We start from the raw sequence: 21,599 nt of genomic DNA, 5'->3' as shown, positions 1-21,599 counted from the left end.
GAATACAGTTTACACAGTTATCTTAACACTCCCTCCACATAGAATAGTTATTGTATCAAAAATCCTTTTCGCCAAATTGTAAGTTGTTAATTACTTTATTTTCAATAAGGTCGAAAAAAGAGTGCTTGTCGTCTTTAATAAAGCCAAAAGATAAACTATTAATCCACTTACAGGATAAGGCCATTTTATAAGTGCTGTCATACCAATGCCAGTTTCGTTTTTCAATTAACACAACCTCCCTCATTTCAGTTTCAGTTATTACGGCGCTGAGAGTGGCAGTTTCTGCCGTTTTGCGCAAAATAATTTGGCCCGTATACTTTTTGTCTCTCGATTTTTTAGCAGGATATCGTTTCGCAAATTGGAAATTACTATGAACTACATGATCATAAGCTTTATTGAAAGGCTCCTTCTCCCACTTATATACTTCTCCTATTTCCATTATAGTTGCATGTAGCAAATCAAGTATGTATTGATATTGATCTATTTTCGAAAGGCTGAGATATTTGTCTTCATCAATAATACCATTAAATTTGCAAATCGAACCGGAGTAGTTCGGCGTATCCCAATTCTTATATGCTCCAAGAACGATGCAAATTCGGCCTGTCTTCGGTGGCTTATAACCATTTAAGCTGTTATGGTAGAAGTCCGCAATGTAATTAACAGTGTTTCTGAAATCCCAATCCAGAGGTGCGTCTTTGATAGCGGTTCCGAAATAGTAAATTGTAATATCTTGAAGTGGAGCACCCATATCAACAAATTTAGTTTACGGAGAAAGTTAGTAGTTGCATTTTATGCAACTACTGGAGGATAGTTATCGATTCTTATTTATCATTCCCATTCCCAATTGTTCATTACTGATTTCCGCCAGGTCCGTAATGGTCTTTCCATCATAACGATGCACCCCACCTGCAGATCCAAACCAAATACTTCCATCGTTAGCTTCCAAAAGTCCCAAAAAAGCTGGTGGTCCTGACATAATTTCGGTTACAGTAGGCTTTTTATTGTACAATGACTTTTGATCATAACGGGAAAGTGCCCAGACTGGCCCACTAGGAGGATTTACGATACCAGTAGTCCAGATGTTTCCTTTTTTATCTTCGATTATTGCATAAGCGCCCCTCTGCGATACTTTAGTAAAGGTGCTGCCATCATAGCGCCAAAAACCATTATCGTCACCGAACCAAATGCTTCCTTTTTTATCTTCGATTATTGACCAAACGTTGTTAAAGGCTTTACCATCTTTGTTTTTTAAAACGGTAAATGTTTTTCCATCATAAAAACAGGGCTCGCCCCTTGTGCCAAACCATAATTTCCCGGTTTTGTCTTCCATGATAGTAGTAAGATCATTATTGGAAAGTCCTTCTTTCGTTGTGAAATTCCGAAAAGACTTCCCATCGTAACGGCTTACTCCTCCCCCGGTGCCGAACCAAATATTACCGGCTTTATCCTCATAAATTTTCATAACTCGATTATTGGCAAGTCCCTCCCTGGTTGTGAAATGCTTAAAAGATTTCCCATTGTAATTATAAACTCCGGAATCAGTGGAAGCGAACCAAAGGATTCTGTGTCGATCTTCCAGTACATCCCAGTATCTGTGCGGACCAATTTTACTACTTGTGAGATTAGTAAACGATTTTCCATCGTAGCGAAAAACACCACTCCATGATGCAGCAATTAAAATGTTTCCGTTTCTATCTTGCTTCACATTCCGAACCTGACTCATAGGCACCTTGGAGGTAGCCAACTCTTTAAGTTGAGACTCGGAGTAGCCATTGTGTTCTTTACTGAAATTATCTTGCGGCACGTTTGTTTGGTTTTGTCCGCAGGCGGTGTGAAAAACAACCATCAGGAACAAAGCATATACTTGTATGTATTTCATAATTTAACTATTTAATGACCCTCTTTACTCTTAAAGTCCGTGATGGTCTTTCCATCATAACGATACACTCCACTCCACCTCCGGTTCCGAACCATATTAGCGGCTTTATCTTCACAGATAGAAAAAACCGTATTACTGACAGTCCTTGGCTGGTGGTGAAATGCTTAAGAGATTCCCCATTCTAGTCATAAACCCCTGAATCCATAGAAGCGAACTAAAGGCTTCCGCATCTATCTTCCAGCACATCCCAAAATCTGCGCAGGTACCAGGCATAAGGCATACAATACTTATTTCATAATTTATTTGCTCAGCAACCGCCTTTGGGAGGGACACGTTTAAAAATTACTTTACTATCTCGTTCTACATATTCGCCCCATATTATTGGGTATGAATACTTGGGCGCGTGCGATATGCTATGGCTTCTTATGATTATTTTGTCGTTAACTTTCAGGCTATGCAATTGCTCAAGTTGAGACTTTTCCGGCTCAAATTTTACAATATAATCATCACCATTGATCCTGGCCATCACACCGAAACCTAATCTTGATCCTGGCGGAAGAGAAAGAGAGGTTACAACAGCCTCCATATTGGTATAATCATTAATGTTCTTCCTTATTTTAGCAATACCGGCAAACACTTTTTTGCCTGCGGGAGAAGCTACCCATTTTGTGTACTTTATACCTTCAGGGGTAGCCTTCCATTTTTTCAGTTCGGCTTCCCTTTCAGCAGCAGAGAGGGGTGTTGGGGCTGGCCTTTTAGAGGTTTCATTTTTAATTTCGCGATAGGCAAATGCTAGTCCGCTTACCACAATCAGCGGTAAGATCAGCGCATAGATGATTTTTTTCATAATTTTTGTTGGTTTAAATGATATAGATTGGCGAAAGACATCTTTTTTATTTTTCATATCCTTTCAAAGTTGATGCAACAAAATTACTTTGATGTTTTTCGCCTGAGGAATTTAGATTGTAAATAAAAATGTAACCTTTGTAAATAAATCGTAAAACGGTATGTTTTATAGCCGAGATCTACTTTCCGGGAAACGCAAGTACCTGTGGGGATTGATATTACTCCTTTTTATCTCTGTAATATACATGACTTTCAATACGACCGGCAGTGACGGTTTTGATATCGCCAGGAGGGAAGTTTTGCTTCGGAAGATAGGAGACGAACTACTCATACAGTCGGGCGACGGTAGATCAAGGGTTCTTCCGGTAAAAAAGATCGCAGAAAATGAGTACCAGATCAGTTTTGAGAATGAACTCACTTTCCAGCCGGACTCGCTGGTGAATATTACCCGGCGTTTGTTGGCCAAAGACCCTCTCGCAAGTGATTATGTTATTAATGTTCTGAACTGTAGCAACTCCAGTGTAGCCTATGGATACGCTATTTCCAACAATAAAAGAGATGATATTGTAGCTTGTAGAGGAAGAGTGCAACCCAGGGGATGTTACATGGTCAACATTAAATTTAAACCGACAGGCATAAATACCGCAAAGAATGGATATCTTCTGGGCAGCCTGTCATTTTTAGCATTTGTTGGTTTCGTTTTTTTTAGATCGGTTAAACCTCGAAAAGCCGAGTCTGGCAATCAAAATACCGGCATTTTAACTTTTGGATCGGTCTTGTTTAATGCGCAGGAACGACAACTGGTAATAAATAAAAACACCATAGACCTGACTGGCACGGAAGCGCGTCTGCTGCTCATTTTCGCGTTGTCTCCTAACCAGACCATAGAGAGAAGCCGGTTGCAAAAAGAGATATGGGAAGACGAAGGTGTTATTGTGAGCCGCAGCCTGGATATGTTCATTTCAAAACTTAGAAAAAAACTGGAACCGGATCCCAATATCAACATTGTTGTTATACGCGGCAAAGGATATAAGCTTGAAATTAGCTCTTAAGGAAGAATCGCCCCGCTATCCTCAGCGTTAGCTTTAGCGCGCTAACGATTTGCTAATAAAAGCAACCTCCCTTACTGGCTCAATTACGTGTTGCACCCCACCGGAGGTGTAACAGGATAATATTTTTCGATACTTATCTACTATTAATTTCCTTAAATTTTTGTCCCTATTGTGTCCGTTGTGCCAACTAAATTATTGATAGTCAGTATTCTTAATTTTTAGTTCTGTATCGAACTATTTATATCCTATCCTGGCCTTTTTTTAGCTAAATTTATCGGCAGAAAAGAAGGAAATGGAAGTATTCGGTACCCACAATCATACAATCATACATGGAGATGCGTTGCAGGCGCTGCAAACGCTGGTGCCGGATCACTCAGTGGATCTCATCTTCGCTGATCCTCCCTATAATATCGGCAAAAACTTTAATGGACATATAGAGAAATGGAATACGGAAGAAGAATACCTTAACTGGTGCTACCAATGGCTGGACCTTTGTATCCGGAAACTCAAACCAGCCGGTAGCTTCTATGTAATGACTGCTACCCAGTTCATGCCGTATTTTGATATCTATCTGCGTCAGAAAATTAATATCCTTTCCCGCATTGTATGGAGCTACGACAGCTCCGGGGTGCAGGCCAGGAAATATTTTGGGTCTATGTATGAGCCCATCCTGTTTTGCACAAATGATAAAAATAATTACACTTTCAATGCTGCCGATATCCTCATTGAAGCCAAAACCGGTGCAAAAAGAAAACTGATCGACTACCGGAAAAGTACGCCGGCTGCCTATAACACACAAAAAGTTCCGGGCAACGTATGGAACTTTGCACGGGTGCGCTACCGCATGGATGAATACGAAAATCATCCCACTCAGAAACCCATTGCTCTGCTGGAGCGCATCATTAAAGCCAGTTCAAACCCTGGAGACGTAATCCTGGACCCCTTCTCCGGTACCTTCACCACCTGTGCGGTGGCTAAAGAACTGGGCAGGAATTGCATCGGTATAGAAATGCAGGAAGAATATGTAAAGATCGGGTTACGAAGATTGCAGCTTGCGGAAGAGTATAAAGGAGAGAAATTACAACGTGAAATACGCTCCTTTGAAAGCGGCATCATTTGAACAGCCGCTTTGATAACAGGTGAACAATGAACAACATCATATGATCAAACAACTAAAAAAATTACTGCTCATTACAGGAAGCATACTGTTTTTTTCTTTCAGAGGAATAGCGGAAGATATCCGCTTATCGGTATTACAACTCAATATCTGGCAGGAAGGCACAATGGTGCCGGGCGGTTACAATGCCATAGTAGATGAAATAACGGATATAGATGCCGATTTCGTGACATTGAGCGAAGTGAGAAATTATAACAATACCCGTCTATGCGACCGCCTGGTGGCCTCTCTCAATGCAAAAGGCAAAAAGTATTATTCGTTTTTTAGCCAGGGCGCCGGGCTATTGAGCCGGTACCCGGTTGTTGATAGCTCGGTTATTTTCAGTGATAACGGAGAGATCTGCAAACTGGTTGCCAATGTGCACGGTAAAGAAATAGCGGTGTATTCGGCTCATCTCGATTACCTGAACTACGCGGTATACCTGCCACGGGGATACGACGGCGTTACCTGGAAAAAGATGGCGGCCCCCTGCACCAATCTCGATACCATCATGGCTTCTAACCGCGTATCCAAAAGAGATGAAGGTATTGCAGCATTTCTACAGGCCGCAGCAAAAGATATCAGCGAAAACCGGCTGGTGTTCCTGGGAGGCGATTTTAACGAGGCCAGTCACCTCGACTGGACCGCCGCTACGAAAGATCTCTATGATCATCACGGCATGATTGTTCCCTGGACCTGCTCCGTTATGTTGCAGGACAAAGGATTTAAGGACAGCTACCGGGTGATTTATCCCTCCGCAGTTACACATCCGGGTTTTACCTTTCCGGCAGATAATAAAGCAGTGGAGGTGAAGAAACTGGCCTGGGCGCCGGATGCAGACGAAAGGGAACGGATCGATTACGTTTATTTTTATCCGGATAAACAGCTTACCCTGCGTAAAAGCATCGTGGTAGGCCCTTCCGGCAGTATCATCCGGAACAAACGGGAAAACGAACAGGGCCGGGAAAAATTCCTGCCACCTGTTAATACCTGGCCTACAGATCATAAAGGTCTGCTCAGCATATTTAAGCTCAGTATTTAAAAGATTCCATCTTATTTTTGATCCTGTACAACTTTGGCTGTACGGAGACTTTTCTAAAACAGGATATATGGAATTACACGATCAGAAAATTGTGGCAGCTATTGAAGCCATCTGGGAGGAAGCAGAGGTATTGTTTGAAAACAATGATCCGGCCCGGTACGCATTGAAGCTCGAAGAAGCATGGGAACTGTTGCCTGCTCCCAAAGAAGTGTATGACGAGAGCTATCATATAGCTCTTGCTATTGCAGAAACCTATCTCATATTGAAAGATTACCCGGCGCTGCTCCGATGGGCAAATGCCTTACAACAATGTGATCCCGCGCGTGCAGATGATGGCGAACGTGAATTTGTACTCGGTAAAGCCTTCTTTGAAAACGGGAATATGAAAGAGGCCGAAACATATTTTACTATGGCCATGCATAAGTCTGCCGGACGTGTGTTTGAAGGCGTGGATGAAAAATACCTGCACGTATTTCCCGGCCTGGCTTCTGTAGTGGAAGAAGAGCTGCCGCCACATATCTACGAACAGGTGGAGGCTTTATCTGAAGCGGGCAACGAACTGGCGGATGCCGATGATTTTGATGGCGCCATTGCCCGGTTTACGGAGGCATTGCAACTCCTGCCGGAACCGGCGCGGAACTGGGAAGCCAGTACCTGGTTGTATGCCAGCATAGGTGATATGTATTATTTTAAGGGCGACTACCAGGCCGCTGCTAATAATTTTTATGACGCATTAAATGGCCCGGATGCGCAGGCCAACGGCTTTGTTAATTTACGTTTGGGAGAAAGCCTGTATGAACTGAACCAGCATGATCAGGCGCTGGAATACCTGTTAAGGGCTTATATGCTGGAAGGAAAGGAGATTTTTGCAGAAGAAGATCCCCGCTATTTTGTTTTTTTGAAGACAAGGGTGAAATTATAGATCCGCCCTTTCTGCAAATTCATTGATGAGTCGCGCATGATCTCCTAAAGAATAAACCGCATCTATCAATGGTGCATATTTCAGGGTGTAGTTCCTGATCGTCAGCCGGGCAGCTTCCTCTTTTTCTGTAGGATTAAACACGCTGCCTGCTTCGTCAAACAGGAACCAATCGCCCTGGATGCTGTCGCAGGATTCGCAGTGATTAGACCAGTAATAGTTTCCCTGCGTATTAGACCACGCCCGTTTATAACGCGGATAGTAATCATTCAGGAAAGTTTGCAGGTTATCTGAAATGGCAGATACCTGCTGGAATACAGTAAAGAAATCCTGTGCCAGCCATACCGACTCGTCCCGCTCATTCATATCTTTCTCATAAAAATAATTGCCTGCAAGCGCTATCACATGGTTGTTGTGCTGACATTTCCAGCACGGCCTGCCGGCATGTACAACACTTATTTCAGTAGGCAGAATGATAGCAGGGTACTTTTCCGGTATCCACCGGGCCACCTCTATCAGCCGGTCGTACTGGTCTTCCGGTAAATACCAGGTGCGCGACACCTGGTCCCATTGGGCGCCCATAGATGCAGCATGCTCTTTTTCCGCGTTGGGAACATTCAGTAGTAATGACATAAAAGCAGGGTATGACTAAAGACTCTCTTCAATGAATTTAAGGAAAAAAAGGGGAATTCGGCGGCCTGTTCATGATTCCTTAACTAATCCATTTACGTATCAGCAGAAATGCAGGTATTGCCAGCAGCAAAAGCAGCCAATACCAGGAGAAACGGGAAGAAGACAGGATCACCGTCCCTGTATTCCCCTGGAAGCTCAATGCAGCCCAGTAGTAGGGGAGTTTATGCATCTCCGTTACCTCCGGATCTTTGAGCCAGTTGAGTTTGGCCTGTTGCAATGCGGTGGCGGTATTGGGTTGTATGGTAAGCTGTTGATAGAATTGTTGCATCAGCAGGGGAGCGGTAGCATCGTTTACATTCCAGGAAGCCGCTACTACTGCAGGGGTACCGCCGGCCATAAAAGCATGCGCCATACTCTGGATGCCTTCCCCGGTTACGAGGCGGCCATCGCCGGTTTTACAGGCACTCAGCACTACCAGGGCCGGGTGACGGACAATACCGTTCAACTCAAATAAATAAAACGGTGCATCATACAACATGATATGTGGTGCGGCGGTGCTGTCTTTTTGCGTGAACCCATGTGTGCTGATATGTACAATGCCGGATTGCTCCAATGCGTCCCTGAACTGTTTGCTGTTTGCCTGTTCATTCACAAACCACTGTCCGTTGTCGATTACCGGCGCCAGCAACTCTTTTTCTTTCATAACTCCCTGCAGCTCCGGTAATCCTGCCCGCTGCCGCGAAATGAAAAAGCCGCTGAATCCTTCCTGGTTGCTATGCGCCTGCACCTGCAGGTTCCAGGTACGCAATGAGTAAGCATAAGATACCGTTGCCTGTTTCAGGAGGAAGGGCCATTGCCCGATAGTTGGTTTATATACGCTGTCTGTTATCAGCGCTTCCACCGGGAGGGTGTTAAAGGGCCCGTCGGGCATCAGCAGGTAAGTGTAGCCGGACTGCAATGGATGCCCGGCAAATATTTGTGTATACAGGCGATGCGCTGCCTGGAAATAAGCTTTTGGATGGTTTACCATAGCCGCCGGCCCCTCTTCAAAAAAATGCTGCTTAAAATAGCGGATAGCATCCTGGTCCAGCGGCGTGCTGTCGGCATATCGTATGCCTTTGTGATCCGATTCTATGGTGTATAAGGTATGCTCCCCGGCAAAGTAAGTCCGGATCCGCTGGCGGGGCGCCAGGTGGCGCAGCAGGCTGTCGGGCGAAAAAATTTCGTTGCCGGTATGTTCCGTTTGCCGTATTTTTTTTCTTAAAGTAGCCAGGTCCCAGGCCAGCCGTTGCTCGCGGAGCTGCAATAAGCTGTCGCTTTTGCCGCCCTGCAGCGCTTCTTTGCGATAGTAGAGTTGCGCCTGCTCCAGCAGCCGGATCCGTTTATGGATGGTATCGTTGCCGGCGTGAAAGGACTGTTGCTGCATTTCTTCCCATAATAACTGCGACTTACTGTCTTCCATAAATTGCAGGATAGCCAGCTGGTATACCGGTTGGTGCGTGGTTTGCCAGCACTGCCAGGCCAGTGCAATTGCGGCTTCATAACGGTAACGGCTATCCGATATAGCCGCTTCTTTGGCGGAAGGGGATATATACTGGTGACGCAGCTCTCTTTCCGCGGCAAAACTCAGCCGGTATAATGCCAGCGCCGCAGCAGGTTGCCCGAGCGACTGGTACACCGATGCCGCCGTGAAAAGAAGATCCAGCAGGGTGTATTCTCCATAAATATCGCCAGGTGTAACTTTACGTATATCCTTTCCCGGTAGTAGTATTTTGGCGCAGCTATCCAGCCAGGGACGCGCTTTTTCGGGCTGTTTCGCGGCCGCCTGCAATTTCCCGATGCGCAGGAACAGGCGGGCCTGTTCCCTCTTTCGCAGGGTACGTTGGCTTTCCGGCATGGCCAGCGCACGGAAGTAGTACTGTGCTGCGGTTTGGGGATCAGCCAGATAAATATCGCCTGCCTGTTGATAAGCCATAAACAGCCAGTGCGCAGCTTCCGGGTTACCGGCAGGTTGCTGCTGCAGGATACGGATACTTTGCGCAATGCTTTGCCGCGCAGCGGAAAATTGCTGTAGCTGCTGGCAGGCATCCGCCTGCTCAGACAAGAGCAAGCCATAGGTAGCACTGTGTTTATCCGCCAGCAGCAAGCCTTCCCGGCAGTAACGAAGGGATTGCTCCAGCTGGCCCATATTGGCGGCGGTGTTGGCAAGGTTGCTGTAAGTGGCTGCGGTTGCCTGACGGTCGTTTAGCTCACGCGCAAATTCCAGCGCTATCCGGTGAATAAACAACGCCTGCTCATAGTCGCCGAGCCGGGTGTAATTGTTGCCCAACGGCTTCAGTACGTATTCCAGTACCAGCCCCGGATCAGTAACAGTGGTGTGTTGCCGGCCCCATTCAAAGGCTTGCTGGTAGGCGTCTGTGGATGAAATAATATCTCCGCTTTGCAGCAGGGAATATCCCTGGTTGATGAGCAGGTCCATCCATGCCTGTATTTCATCAGTAGTGCGGGGCGCCCGCCAGGCATTGGTGACAGCCCTTTTCAGCTGTGCGGCCTTTTCAGCAGGGGTAGCGGCGGGGTACTGAATATAGGTGTAAATCCACTCATCCAGCCGGTTGGCTGCCTGGTGTTTTTTCAACACAGCCGGCTCAGGGTCCTGCCAGGAAATCAACAGACCAGGTACCGCCAGTAATAGCAGTACTTTTTTCAGGTAAGTGATATATGATTGGACTCCAGCCATTGTATAATGACTGAAGTTATGATTTATTACAGTTTGTAGATAGCGTATACAAAGAAACGGTCGGGCGTATTACCGGTAACCTGCCGCAGGTAGCGCAATCCTACAGCTGGTCCGCTTTTTATTTTTCCAATCTGTATGTCGGCAAAGGGCGCGGCGTTGATGCTGGCAAACCATTGCGGATCATCTTTCAGCGTTTTACTGACAGTGTTGGTTACTATGTCCGGTTGTTGTATGCCGGTCAGGTATACTTTTGATTCAGTAGTAGTTTTGGTGGCAATGTTTATTTGGGCCATCGCACCAACGCCCACACCAATCCAGTTGTTGAGGTTGTACCGGAAATGCAGTGGCGCCAGTTGCAGCGATTGCCGGGTGGTAGTGGTCAGCTCATTTCTGCCCCGGATCAGGTACACCTGGCCGTTTATGGTAGTATCCCGCTTATCGCGTATGATGGTTGTTGCGGAAGATTCCTTTTCCAGCAAACCGGCAAAGGCTTCCACCTGGAAGTAAGGACGGTCGGGCGCAAACGGCGCCAGTACTGCACCAAGCTGCAACGGACCTTTCAGCGCATAGTCGCCGCTGTTAGGAGAAAACGTATAGCCGGCAATGATACCGGGTGAAAACCCTTTGATGAACCTGGCGGTGGCGCGGTTGGTATAAATAGGATCGTTTTTATCGAAGATGATCGCTGCACTGCTGCTGAAAGGAATCTTTTTGGGTTTCTTTTTAAAGAGGATGGAATACCGCACAAACCCTTTGGTGGAGTCGGGATCGGTAACACCTTCCTGCTGAAGACCGGGCAAATAAATATTTCTGAAAACAAAATAGATGCTGTCTTTCGTACGCACCGTGTCTATACAGCTTTGCGTCTGGTAGGCGGAGTCGCAGGCGATGCAGGCGGGGCTTACTTCTTTCAGTTGTATGGTTTCGGTATTCAGTTGCCGTGGCACGGCGATGCCGATCGCTACTCTTTTTGCGGGCCCCTTACCGGTATTCTGGAATTGAATTTTATAGGTCAGTTCTTTTTTCTTTCCCATAAAACGGTAGTTGATCCGGTGTTTCCGCAGTTGCAGCCGGTTGGGGTCGTGAGAGTTTACCACGGCCATTTCCAGTTCATATATTTCCGGTTGCATCAACGCATTGTCGGGTACCAGCATGGCGGTCATAGTAACGGTGGCATTGGTGTCCTGTACCATTTCCGGCAGCGTGTGCATATTGAGGAAAAGGAATTGTTCTGCTGTTTTGCCGGCATTGCTGAAGTGTAGTACGGTATGACTGCTATAGGCGCCCTGCATGGCCTGTAGCATGGCTTTGGCGGCGGCGTTATTTACAGTGGGTGCGTTAGGGTGAGGGCCACGGGCCAGTGCTGCATCGGGGTCGGTATCGGGCGTTTCCAGTTTCACGAGTAGAGACTGCAGGGAGCTGCTGTCTTCCCCGTGATAGCTTCTTTTTTCTGTAAGATCAAATGCTGCATGACCAAACTGCTTCTCGTTATAAAACAACAGGATGGTGCCGCTGCCTGCATCTCCGGCCATATTCCGGTAGCCGATAAGTGCCAGGAAGTCTTCACCTGGTTTGGGATTACGGTTTATTTTCATCTCTATATTCCCATTTCCGTGAAAAAAACGGGAAGCCCAGGTACTGTTTTTTATTGGCTTCTTTACTTTAATGGGCCTGGGTTTGGTGGGCGGCGCCTTGCCATCATCGTAGTTATTGGTAGCGTATAGGCGTACCTGGTAGGTGCCGGTATCTTTGTAGTGCAGTTCCGGCGTTGGACTAAAGCTAAAGGTGCCATCTCCGAGTTCCCAGAAATAGGTGTAGAAGGAAGCGGGGGCGCCGGCTATCTGGCGCAGTGGACGCAGCTTTGCAACCAGGTGCATACTGTCGTCGGCGCCCTGCACCTCAATTTCCGGCGGAAGGGTATCCTGCGGAAATGATGGAGATACAGGAGACTGCGCCATCACAACGCTTTGAAAGAAAAGGAATAGTGCTACTAGGGGAGCTGTAGGTTGCATATAACATAAATATAAATAAATATTATATAAAAAGCAGCAATAAGCCAACCGGGGGATTGACTTATTGCTTTCAGCTTTGGAGTATTGTAAACGGATAACAGGCCGGTTATTTGGAATTCATACTGTTGATGAGTGACAACAAAGTAGCCGCATCCACAGCTTGCAGATCAAAGCTCACGGTGGAGTAGTTGTCGCTGCCTGCCGGTGTGCCGATGGTAACTGTTTTCTGTTCTGCATACAGCTGACCATTTACGGCGCTGATAGCGAGGAAGGTGCCTTCCAGTCCTACCGGGATAGAAGTCTGGTAACTATGGAAGCCTTCTTTACCAGCGGGAGGCGTCATAATAACATTGTAGAATTTTACGAGTGTATTATAGTTTTTGGGCTTGAAGAACAGCATGCTGGGTTGTTCGCCGCCGTAGCTGCTGCCTGTTTCATTGTTAAAGTGATTGGTGAAATAGGTCATCACCGTAGTTTTGGGATTAGGCATATTAGCCAGGCCATCGCAATTTACCCAACGGATAAGGCTGTCGAGCCTGAAGTTCATGGTGCCATTGGATGAATTGAACAGTGCATAACTGCTCTGGATCTGGTTCCATAACACGCCCCTCGAAATAGTGTGCTCGGTGGTAATGGTCACGGGCTGGTTGATGTAGTTAAAGCCGTGCTGGGTAACAGACACGGTGGTGTCGCCGTTCCACATCGGCACTTCTTTCACGCCATTCATCACGTTATCTGCCGGCCTTGCAGGTACCTGTACCATGATGCCCTTGCCGGTATCATTCTTCGGCCGCAGGCCAAGGTCCTGGTTATTCTGAACTGCTTTCACAAAAAACTCTCCGAATGATACCAGCATTTTCCCATCGGCAGTAACAGTTGCTTTGTCCGACAGGATCATACTGCTCACATCCCTGATCTCTTTGATACTGATATCCACTGCGCCCGTAACAGGCGCCCCGCCGGCAGTAATAAAAACGTTGGGAGGAATATTGAATTTTGTTCCCTGGCTGGTGGTGATAACGCCACCGGCAGCTGCATTTATACTAAAGTGTTCAAATGGTTTGGCATGACTGTCGAGGAATTCCGCCAGCATTTTAGCGTCCTGTCCTTTTTCCGGGCCGGGTACTTCCTGGCTGTTATTCTTTTTACAGGAAGAAACAGCCAATGCGGCAGCTACCAGGCAGGTGATCGATGTTAAGGTAATCGCTTTCATAAAAGATATTTTTGTTGAGAAATGTTTTTGCTTGTTTGATAGTAGATCAACAGCCCATTTATTTTGTTACCCCCTTTTCAGAATATTTTTTCAGAAAGATGTACTTTTAGTCACAGCATGTTCCTATCAACCCATGCGAAGCACTTCCAGATGAGTATTCACCCCGACCAGCGATACCTTGAGGGCCTGCTACAGAACGATACGTTGCTGGTGCAGGAAATCTATCAGCGTTTTGCAGGAAAGATCAAACACCATATCCTGCAGCACCAGGGTACGGAAGATGATGCCGCCGATATTTTCCAGGAGTCTATTATAGATGTATATCACCAGGCGAAGCACAAACAGCTGCAGCTTACCTGCCCTTTTGAACCGTTCTTTTTATTGATCTGTAAAAGGAAATGGCTGAATGAATTAAAAAAAAGAGGCCGTCAGCCGGTAACAAAAAGACTGGATGATTTATATGATGTGGGAGAAGATGTATTTGCCGCGGCCGAACAGGTGGTAAGAGAGGAAGCCCGGGCGGGTATGTACCTGGCGCAATTTGAGCGGTTGGGGGAAAAGTGCCGGGAAATTCTCCGGTTATCACTGACCGGTGAAGCCCAGGAAAAAATTGCGGTGGCGATGGGCGTTACCTATGGCTATCTGCGGAAGAAAAAATCAGAGTGCATGGCTACATTGTTATCCTATATTCAGGCTCAGAAAATTTAGTGTATGGCTGCTTATAACCAGGAAGATATTATCCGTTACGTGGAAGGCGACATGCAGCCGGAAGAACTGCTGCAATTTGAAGCCGCCCTCCGGGAAGATGCCGCTTTGTCTGCATCGGTACAGCAATACCGCGAGGTAGCTGCTACCTTATCGGACCGCTTAAAGTCCGACCCGGGCCTTCACCGGTTGAAGGCTACCCTGGAGGAGCAGCGCGCCGAACATTTTCAACGTACAGGAAAAGTGGTGGGCATTAAAAAGTACCTGGTCACAATCGGTATGGCTGCAGCGGTGCTGGGAGGAATCTTCCTGTTCCGCTTTTATTCCCGGGATACCAGTTATATGGACACCTATGGGAATATTGAAATGCAGGTAGCCGCCGAGCGGGGAAATAGTGAAGATACGCTGTTACAATCTGCCGCATTATATTTTAACGAGAAGGCCTACACGAAGGTGATTCCTTTGCTGGACACTTATCTCAAAACAGACAGTAGCAGTCAAACTGCCCTTTATTACAGGGGGATTGCCTTTACCCAAACCGGCGCCGTGCAGGCAGGTATGAAAGACCTGGTGAAGGTATACGAGGGGGAATCCGTATTTAAATACGATGCCGCGTTTTATATTGCCCTGTATTATGCCCAGGCGCAGCATAAAAAAGAGGCATTGACCTGGTTAAAGAAAATCCCTGCCGATGCCTCCGCTGCAGCGAAAGCCGCCGCACTGGAAAAAGAATTGAAATAAGTTGGTATGATCAGTATTTATCGTCATTGATCTCCAGCCAGTAGCCATCCGGGTCGCGGAGGTAAATCTGCTGCACGCCATCTACTCTTTTATTAATGGCGCCGGCTTTGCCTGGCCAGTCTTCAAAGGCAATATGGTGCTTTTTCAATACTTCCACGAAAGCCTGCATATCGGGTACGCTGAAGCAAAGATGCGTGTTTTTGTCGTGCGTAGTGGCTTTGGCTGCGCCGGAAATCACGTGTACATGGCTGTTCTGTCCTACTCTGAACCAGCTGTGTCTTCCATCTTTAAAGGGTTCTTCCATCGGTTCCAGTCCAATAATATCCCGGTAAAAATCCGTGCTTGTTTTCAGATCAACTACATACAGCGCCATATGGTTCAGCGATGGATACTTCTTTGCTTGTCCGTTCATGTGAATAGAAATACCGGTAAGCGCCAAAAAGAGGAGGCCGCCGGATAATAGAAATTGTTTCATACAAACAAGATAGTGAGCACAAATGAAAAGTGCAAGTGCGGATGTTGTCTTTCTCAGGATTACGCTGATTATACTGATTAGTTTGATTTTTACTTTTTTGATTTTATAAAAGATTTTTAAAATCTTTTATAAAATCAAAAAAAGTAAATCAGTATAATCAGCGTAATCCTGAGAAAGACAACATCCGCTACGGTCTTTAATTCGCTGCTTTAACTGCTACTGATTCAATGATCACGTCCAGCTTTTTCAGCGCCGGCATATCGGAGCGGAGGATTTTGTCGCCGGTGGCCTGGTCGTATTGTTTAGGATCGCCGGTGTTATTGGCTTTCAGCACAATGATCACGCCTTTGCCTTCCAGGGCGCCGCCATTCCAGCTGGATACCATTCCGCCGTTGGTCCATTCAAAGGCGTTCAGTTTAAAGGGGCGGCCATTTACCTTGATGAGCTTATCCAGTGGATCGCCGGCTTTGATGCCATAGGGCGATTTCCATTTGGAAGGGTAGTGAGAAAAGGTGAGGATGTTACCATTTTCGCCGTCAAACTGTACTTCCAGTTCGTTGTCGGTATCAGGATAAATCAGGTAAGCCTCGCCTTCTTTTTCGCCGGAGAGATTTACGGCGTCGTGCTGGGTAACGTTATTGGCGCCGTACATTTCCACCAGTTGTTCCGGGGTGCGTACCTGGAACAGGGGGCGTACTTCCCAGTTGCGTGTATCCGCTGCCGGGGCAGTACTGCCAGTTTCTGTAGTAGTAGCGCTTTCATTTCCGCTCGTGGTGCTGGCCGGCGCGTTGGCGGCTGCCTGGTTGGCCGCGGCTACTTCTGCAATGGTGGCAGGTGGCTTTTTACCGGTTACCGGTCCTGTATAGGTAGCCAGGAAATCCGTTTTATCTTCCAGGAGGGCTTTCACTTCGCCCTTGTACTTGTTGGCTGTGTAGGTGGCAATAGGGAATACGCTGTTGGTTTGAAGCCCCATACTGCGCAGGTTGGCAATAAACCGTTGCCGGTTACAATCGCTGTACTGGTAAAGGTATTTCAGTGCGGCGTCGAAAGCTACCGGATCTTTTTTCAGATCAAAAACAGTAGAGTCGATATCCAGGCCGGCGTTACCGCTGCGGGTGAGCTGTTCGGCAATGTACCCGGTGATGGAATCATGCGGCAGCTGGTAGTGAGCGGCTACCCGGGCGGAGAAATCGTCTACGATATTTTGACTGAGTTTCGTTTGCGCGGTGAGTACCACCGGAACGAGAAGGGCAACCAATATGAAAAACCTTTTCATGTGAGCTGTATTGAGAATCTTTAAAACTAACAACGTTAACTGGTTTGAGATCACTAATTTATGTAATCTTTGCCACAGCAGTGACCATTACCGCAATAATAGCGGGAATTAGTAAAACGTATGGATACTGAAATATAGTATTTTTAAGGGCAGGGGACGCCAAAGAAATGCAGGTATGCCATGTTTTATGGTTGAGACGGTACACTGTCGCGGGTTTTAATAAACGCCCCGTAATACTTTTTTATTTCCGCATAGATGTCGTAGTCAGAAGCGGTTTTAATAAATGAATATTCCGGCCGGTAGTATTGCATAAAAAGCCGGAGGCTGTCGCCATCAAGCCGGGTCACTTTATTCACCAGCGAGGGGGTATATACACTATTCACATACATATCCTGTTCTTTATCCAGCAGCATATGTTTGAAGGCGATCTTCTTTTTATTCTTCTTAAACTGCGTAACCCGGTATAGTTTGTTGATATCTACGGCAGTGATCTTGTAAACTTCAAACCATTTCGGACGGCGGAAGGTCATCTCTTTACTGTATTCTTCCCGGAAGGCAGCAGCATCTTTAAAAAAGTTATACCGGACAATATTCACTGTTTTCAGTTGTACCGGTGGTTTTACGGTGGTGTCGGCAGTTTTGGCCTGAGCAAAACTGCGGGTCGCTGCAAAGCATAATATGATTATCAAGGTCGGTACAACGGGCTTCATCGGGAGTTAAAATACTTTCTTCTGTTGAAAGAAAAAATTAAATAAACATATCTTCGGCACAGAAAATATGCTGATGAAGTATCAACCGTTTTTATTGAGGTGCCTGTTGCTGGCATTGCTGATTGGTTTCCTGGCGTCGTGTGATCAAAGCAAAAAACAAAAGTTCAGTGTGGAAAATGTACCGGATCCGAAAAAATCCGGCGGTGGCTATGTGAGTAATCCCGACCACCTGATTTCCGACGCGGCGGTAACTGAGCTGAATGAGAAATTATCCACCCTGGATAATGCCGGCAAGGCGCAGGTGGCGGTAGTAATACTACATAGCATTGGCGATAATGAAACGCGCGATTTTGCCCATAAGCTGTTCAATTACTGGAAAATAGGAGATAAGGAGAAGAATAACGGGTTGCTGATCCTGATGGTGGAAGATGCCCGCAAACTGGAATTTGAAACGGGATATGGCCTCGAGGCAGACATGCCGGACATTATCTGTTTTCGTATCCAGCAGGAATACATGATCCCGCGCATCAAAGAGCACAACTACGATGCAGCGTTTACAGACGGTGTTAAATCTGTCGCTTCCCTCTTCGATAATGGTAACTATGCATATGATATGCTGCCGGATCTGCCACAGGCAGATGCTTCCCTGATGGTTACTGATAGCGCAACTGTTGCAACAGATGAAGTCCCGTCGCCGGTGACAGATGGCGATGCTATAGACGTAGCTCCCCAGTCATTTGCCAGTACAGAGGAAGCCACCAGTTCCGCTTCCAATGACTATACCGGCGATTTTTCCTTTATAGCCATTATTTTCTGGTTACTCATATCGGCGGCAATGATGCATGTTTTCTTTGGGAAAAAAGCAAAGCGGCGGAAAGAGAATGCTGATGAAGAACCATTGGCCATAACGGCTGTTCCCAATGAATTCCTGCGTCCCCGCTGGATTGGACTGATCATTATCCACGCCATCGCTTTTTATACTATATTCTATCTCACTACAAAGCGCCACATGGATGTGGGATTCCTTAAAGTATGCCTGATCTATTACCTGGTGTGGCTGGTGTTTATGCACGTGGCCGTGCTGCTGATTATGCTCCGTACTGCGGTGATGCTGAGGAAGGACGACCGCCACCTGAAATGGCTGCGGCTGGAGGTGTTGCGGAGGGATCTGCGGATTGCAGGATACGTGTTCCCGCTGCCGTATTTATGGCTGTATATCATGTGGCTGAAGAACCGGCTCAATCATCTGCGCAATGATGTATATGACTGCCCGCAGTGCGCACAGGCTATGCACAAACTGGATGAAGCAGAAGATAATACTTACCTGGAAAAAGGGCAGGTAGTGGAAGAAAAGCTTGATTCGGTAGATTACGACGTATGGCGCTGCGATACCTGTAATACCCAAACGGTGTTGAATTATACCAATATGCGGTCGGCGTTGGCAGACTGTCCTTCGTGCAAACATAAAACCTATAAGTGTAAGAAAACGGTGACTAAAAAGCGCGCCACTACTTCATCTGCAGGATGGGGCATAAAGGAATATGTTTGCGCCTTCTGTGCTTATGCACATGATTACCAGTTTGTAATTCCGAAGATATCTAAATCATCGTCTTCTTCCTCTTCCGGAAGCTCATCGTCGTCGTCCTCTTCTTCCAGCTGGGGTGGCGGATCTTCGGGCGGCGGCGGAGCCAGCAGCAGCTGGTAAAAAAAAGCCGGTATAAAACCGGCTCCCTGTTAAACTGAATAACTATATTTTTTAATTATCGGCATTCATTTTACCAACCACTTTATATCCTGCGATAGAATTATCGCTGTTCAGAACAGGCTGATAGTACATGCCGTCTGGTGATAAATAGTACTGCTGACCGTTGATATTTACGGAGCGGCTGTTATCCGGTAATTGTGAAATCACATCTGTATTACCTGCGCCGTTATCCGGGTTGTTATTTCCCTGGTCGTCAGTAATGGTCACTGTTTTATCGCCTATTTTACCATTTTTGCCTACTACTATATAACGTCTGCCGTTATCTGTCATGGACTCCTGGTAATAGGTACCATTCAGTTCGTAATAGGTGTTTCCGTCTACCTGTATTTCCTCTGCACCTTCCGGTAAATCAGGCACTGCTGCGCCGAGGGGAGCTTCCACTACTTTATAGCCTTTGGTATCGCCGGTCGACTGATAATAAGTTCCTCCGTAGTAGTACATCGGACCAAAGGAGGCGCCCAGGGAGAAGTAACCAAAAGGCAGTGAAGAAACATATAATCCTAATGGCGGGAAGAACGGGTTATAGTAAGGTCTGTACCAGGGACGTCCGTAATATACGCGTCCGCGGTAAACGGGACCATGATAACCGTGATAATAACCCCTGTTTATGGGAGCCGCTATACGAGGGGAATACATACGTTGGGGAGTGTATACTCTGCCGCTACCGCCGCCGGAGCGGAATCCTCCGCCACCGCTATAATGGGAGCCACCACCACGACCTCCGCCCTGGCCTGAGCTAACTCGTTGCGCGTAGGCGTTGCTTACTGTAAATGTGCCCAACAGGCCAACCAGCACAAACAGTATATAAATTCTGTTTTTCATTTTTTTAACATTTGGTAATCGTCTCTCCAGTTTCTCTGTCTCTGTCGTTTGTTAGACGGTGAAAGGGACTTGAAGTTTAACTGCATACCATATATTGCAAAAATGCGGCCGGTTTGCTGAAATATGGATGCTTACTGGGTGCTCGTGGTATTAATGGCTGCCATAAAGCGTTTGGCGAGATTACCTATTTCGGCCGACTTTACCACCTGGTTTATCCACTGAGCCGGCAGCTGGTCATAACCGTAGTGGAGGCCCGCTGCGGCCCCGGCTACTGCGCCGGTGGTATCGGTATCTCCTCCCAGGTTTACGGCGGTAAGCACGCAGGTAGGGTAATCCTGCGTATTAAGCAGGCACCAGAGGGCGCTTTCCAGCGTGTATACCACGTACCCGGAGCTGATGATCTGCTGTTCGGGTACTGCGGCTATATCTTGCTGTAATATGCGTTCATAGAGCTTTATTTCCGCCGGGTTGAAGGGCTGGGCGCCCAGGTAGGCATTTACGCTCCGCTGCATCTGCAAATAAGCTTCCCGGAAGTCTTTCAGGGACAACAGGGCACGGAGAAATTCCACGTAAATGAAGCAACCCAGTACCGAACGGAAATGCTGGTGCGTTATGCCGGACACTTCCCGGACGGTCTGGTAGCGGATATGGATATCATTTTCGCTGGTGAGGAACAGGGCCAGCGGCATCATGCGCATTAAAGACCCGTTGCCGTTTTCAAATTCCTCGAATCCGCCGCTTATCAGCGGGGAAGTGCCACTACCTGCCCTCAGCAATGCCCGGCGGGTAGTATGGCCAATATCAAATACCTCATTATGCGCGCCCCAGTAGCCTTCCGATGACCAGCGTACAAACGACTGCGCCAGGTTTTGAAGGTTGTAACCTGCTATGAGGCTTTCCGCTGTGCAGAAAGTGAGGGAGGAATCATCTGAAAAGGTACCGGGAGGCTGATTCCAGCATCCGTACCCGGTGAGGGTGGTAATAGGATTTTCTGAGAGATAACTACGCGTTTTGAATTCTACCGGTACGCCCAGTGCATCGCCGATGGCGATACCGTAAAAAGCGCCTGTAATTTGTTGTTGCATGGGATAGAATATCTAACGTTAAAGTATGTATGAAATATAGCAATGAATATACGGTTGATTTGTTAATTCTGATAGTCACACTGCGATATTTATACAATAATTTTTTTAATCTTTGTTGTTCATTTTATTCAGCATTTTTGAGGCCCGTTCAGGATTGTTCATTGTTGTAATGGCCGTAGAACATGCTTTACGGTAATGATAACTTTCTACCTTTGCATTATCACGATGAACATATCGCTGAAAAGAATTACCGAAAATCTGTTTTTTAGTTTGTCAGGAGCATTATTATAACCTTGTTGTCACAGTTAACCCGGTCACAATAAAAAGGTTATTCAACCATTATTAGCAGCGCGAAACAGCTGGCTATTCCTTGTATTTATTTATTGAAAACGAAAATTAACCCACATGCAATCTTTTTTGTTCAACAGGCATTTTCAAACATGCACATTTCTTGGACATTATCACTATCAGTTATTTTTTTTTGTATTGAATTAGCGGAACAGCTGTTGCTTTCGGTACGCCAGGTCCTGA

The 21,599-nt window shown here is 46.6% G+C and carries 19 protein-coding genes; 7 read left to right on the top strand and 12 right to left on the bottom strand.

What is annotated here, in order from left to right; genetic code table 11:
* Positions 1-55: 55 nt before the first annotated feature.
* The 3 genes from ACMXI2_RS24720 to ACMXI2_RS24710 all read right to left on the bottom strand — a co-directional run bounded on the left by ACMXI2_RS24720 (position 56) and on the right by ACMXI2_RS24710 (position 2,783).
* Positions 56-748 carry a hypothetical protein gene (locus ACMXI2_RS24720; RefSeq protein WP_483778653.1) on the bottom strand — a complete coding sequence of 231 codons (693 nt, stop codon included), beginning with the start codon at positions 746-748 and terminating at the stop codon, positions 56-58.
* A 63-nt stretch (positions 749-811) separates the two neighbouring features.
* A complete protein-coding gene (locus ACMXI2_RS24715) occupies positions 812-1,879 on the bottom strand; it encodes a ligand-binding sensor domain-containing protein (protein WP_483778652.1) in 1,068 nt (355 codons plus the stop codon).
* A gap of 307 nt (positions 1,880-2,186) precedes the next feature.
* Positions 2,187-2,783, bottom strand: a complete 597-nt coding sequence (locus tag ACMXI2_RS24710) for a hypothetical protein (protein WP_483778651.1) — start codon at positions 2,781-2,783, stop codon at positions 2,187-2,189.
* A gap of 187 nt (positions 2,784-2,970) precedes the next feature.
* On the opposite strand from ACMXI2_RS24710, the gene ACMXI2_RS24705 reads away from it, so the two are divergent.
* From ACMXI2_RS24705 to ACMXI2_RS24690, 4 genes are all read left to right on the top strand, one after another.
* On the top strand, positions 2,971-3,777 hold the full coding sequence (locus ACMXI2_RS24705) for a winged helix-turn-helix domain-containing protein (RefSeq protein ID WP_483778650.1): 807 nt from the start codon (positions 2,971-2,973) through the stop codon (positions 3,775-3,777).
* A 292-nt stretch (positions 3,778-4,069) separates the two neighbouring features.
* Entirely contained in the window at positions 4,070-4,897 is an 828-nt protein-coding gene (gene yhdJ, locus ACMXI2_RS24700; RefSeq protein ID WP_483778649.1) for an adenine-specific DNA-methyltransferase, read from the top strand.
* Between the two features lie 40 nt (positions 4,898-4,937).
* A complete protein-coding gene (locus ACMXI2_RS24695; RefSeq protein ID WP_483778648.1) occupies positions 4,938-5,975 on the top strand; it encodes an endonuclease/exonuclease/phosphatase family protein in 1,038 nt (345 codons plus the stop codon).
* Positions 5,976-6,042: 67 nt separating this feature from the next.
* Positions 6,043-6,897 carry a tetratricopeptide repeat protein gene (locus tag ACMXI2_RS24690; RefSeq protein ID WP_483778647.1) on the top strand — a complete coding sequence of 285 codons (855 nt, stop codon included), beginning with the start codon at positions 6,043-6,045 and terminating at the stop codon, positions 6,895-6,897.
* On the opposite strand, the gene ACMXI2_RS24685 is transcribed toward ACMXI2_RS24690, so the two are convergent.
* The 4 genes from ACMXI2_RS24685 to ACMXI2_RS24670 form a co-directional block, all read right to left on the bottom strand.
* Positions 6,892-7,527 carry a DUF5710 domain-containing protein gene (locus ACMXI2_RS24685; protein WP_483778646.1) on the bottom strand — a complete coding sequence of 212 codons (636 nt, stop codon included), beginning with the start codon at positions 7,525-7,527 and terminating at the stop codon, positions 6,892-6,894. The two genes, ACMXI2_RS24690 and ACMXI2_RS24685, sit on opposite strands and share 6 nt — an antisense overlap.
* A 79-nt stretch (positions 7,528-7,606) precedes the next feature.
* Positions 7,607-10,264, bottom strand: coding sequence for a CHAT domain-containing protein (locus ACMXI2_RS24680; RefSeq protein WP_483778645.1), 2,658 nt, complete (start codon positions 10,262-10,264; stop codon positions 7,607-7,609).
* A 26-nt stretch (positions 10,265-10,290) separates the two neighbouring features.
* Positions 10,291-12,276 (bottom strand): DUF7849 domain-containing protein, encoded by a 1,986-nt coding sequence (locus ACMXI2_RS24675; RefSeq protein ID WP_483778644.1) that lies wholly within the window; start codon positions 12,274-12,276, stop codon positions 10,291-10,293.
* Positions 12,277-12,382: 106 nt separating this feature from the next.
* Positions 12,383-13,489, bottom strand: a complete 1,107-nt coding sequence (locus tag ACMXI2_RS24670; protein ID WP_483778643.1) for a hypothetical protein — start codon at positions 13,487-13,489, stop codon at positions 12,383-12,385.
* 117 nt (positions 13,490-13,606) lie between these two features.
* Between ACMXI2_RS24670 and ACMXI2_RS24665 the strand changes: the two genes are divergently transcribed.
* The gene (locus tag ACMXI2_RS24665; protein WP_483778642.1) at positions 13,607-14,197 is read left to right on the top strand and encodes an RNA polymerase sigma factor; all 591 of its coding nucleotides are present in this window, start codon (positions 13,607-13,609) and stop codon (positions 14,195-14,197) included.
* A gap of 3 nt (positions 14,198-14,200) precedes the next feature.
* Positions 14,201-14,935, top strand: coding sequence for a hypothetical protein (locus tag ACMXI2_RS24660; protein ID WP_483778641.1), 735 nt, complete (start codon positions 14,201-14,203; stop codon positions 14,933-14,935).
* Between the two features lie 10 nt (positions 14,936-14,945).
* Here ACMXI2_RS24660 and ACMXI2_RS24655 read toward each other — a convergent pair whose 3' ends face one another.
* From ACMXI2_RS24655 to ACMXI2_RS24645, 3 genes are all read right to left on the bottom strand, one after another.
* Positions 14,946-15,410 carry a VOC family protein gene (locus tag ACMXI2_RS24655; protein WP_483778640.1) on the bottom strand — a complete coding sequence of 155 codons (465 nt, stop codon included), beginning with the start codon at positions 15,408-15,410 and terminating at the stop codon, positions 14,946-14,948.
* A gap of 196 nt (positions 15,411-15,606) precedes the next feature.
* Positions 15,607-16,686, bottom strand: a complete 1,080-nt coding sequence (locus ACMXI2_RS24650) for a hypothetical protein (RefSeq protein WP_483778639.1) — start codon at positions 16,684-16,686, stop codon at positions 15,607-15,609.
* 185 nt (positions 16,687-16,871) lie between these two features.
* Positions 16,872-17,375: a hypothetical protein gene (locus tag ACMXI2_RS24645; RefSeq protein WP_483778638.1), complete on the bottom strand. Its 504-nt coding sequence runs from the start codon at positions 17,373-17,375 to the stop codon at positions 16,872-16,874.
* A gap of 94 nt (positions 17,376-17,469) precedes the next feature.
* Between ACMXI2_RS24645 and ACMXI2_RS24640 the strand changes: the two genes are divergently transcribed.
* Positions 17,470-19,101, top strand: coding sequence for a TPM domain-containing protein (locus ACMXI2_RS24640; protein ID WP_483778637.1), 1,632 nt, complete (start codon positions 17,470-17,472; stop codon positions 19,099-19,101).
* A 51-nt stretch (positions 19,102-19,152) separates the two neighbouring features.
* On the opposite strand, the gene ACMXI2_RS24635 is transcribed toward ACMXI2_RS24640, so the two are convergent.
* The gene (locus ACMXI2_RS24635) at positions 19,153-19,983 is read right to left on the bottom strand and encodes a DUF6515 family protein (protein ID WP_483778636.1); all 831 of its coding nucleotides are present in this window, start codon (positions 19,981-19,983) and stop codon (positions 19,153-19,155) included.
* Between the two features lie 131 nt (positions 19,984-20,114).
* A complete protein-coding gene (locus ACMXI2_RS24630) occupies positions 20,115-21,068 on the bottom strand; it encodes an ADP-ribosylglycohydrolase family protein (protein ID WP_483778635.1) in 954 nt (317 codons plus the stop codon).
* Between the last annotated feature and the right edge of the window lie 531 nt (positions 21,069-21,599).

Source organism: Chitinophaga sp. G7 BAM 1005 (genome assembly GCF_057126945.1).
This window is presented reverse-complemented; position numbering and strand designations above follow the sequence as displayed.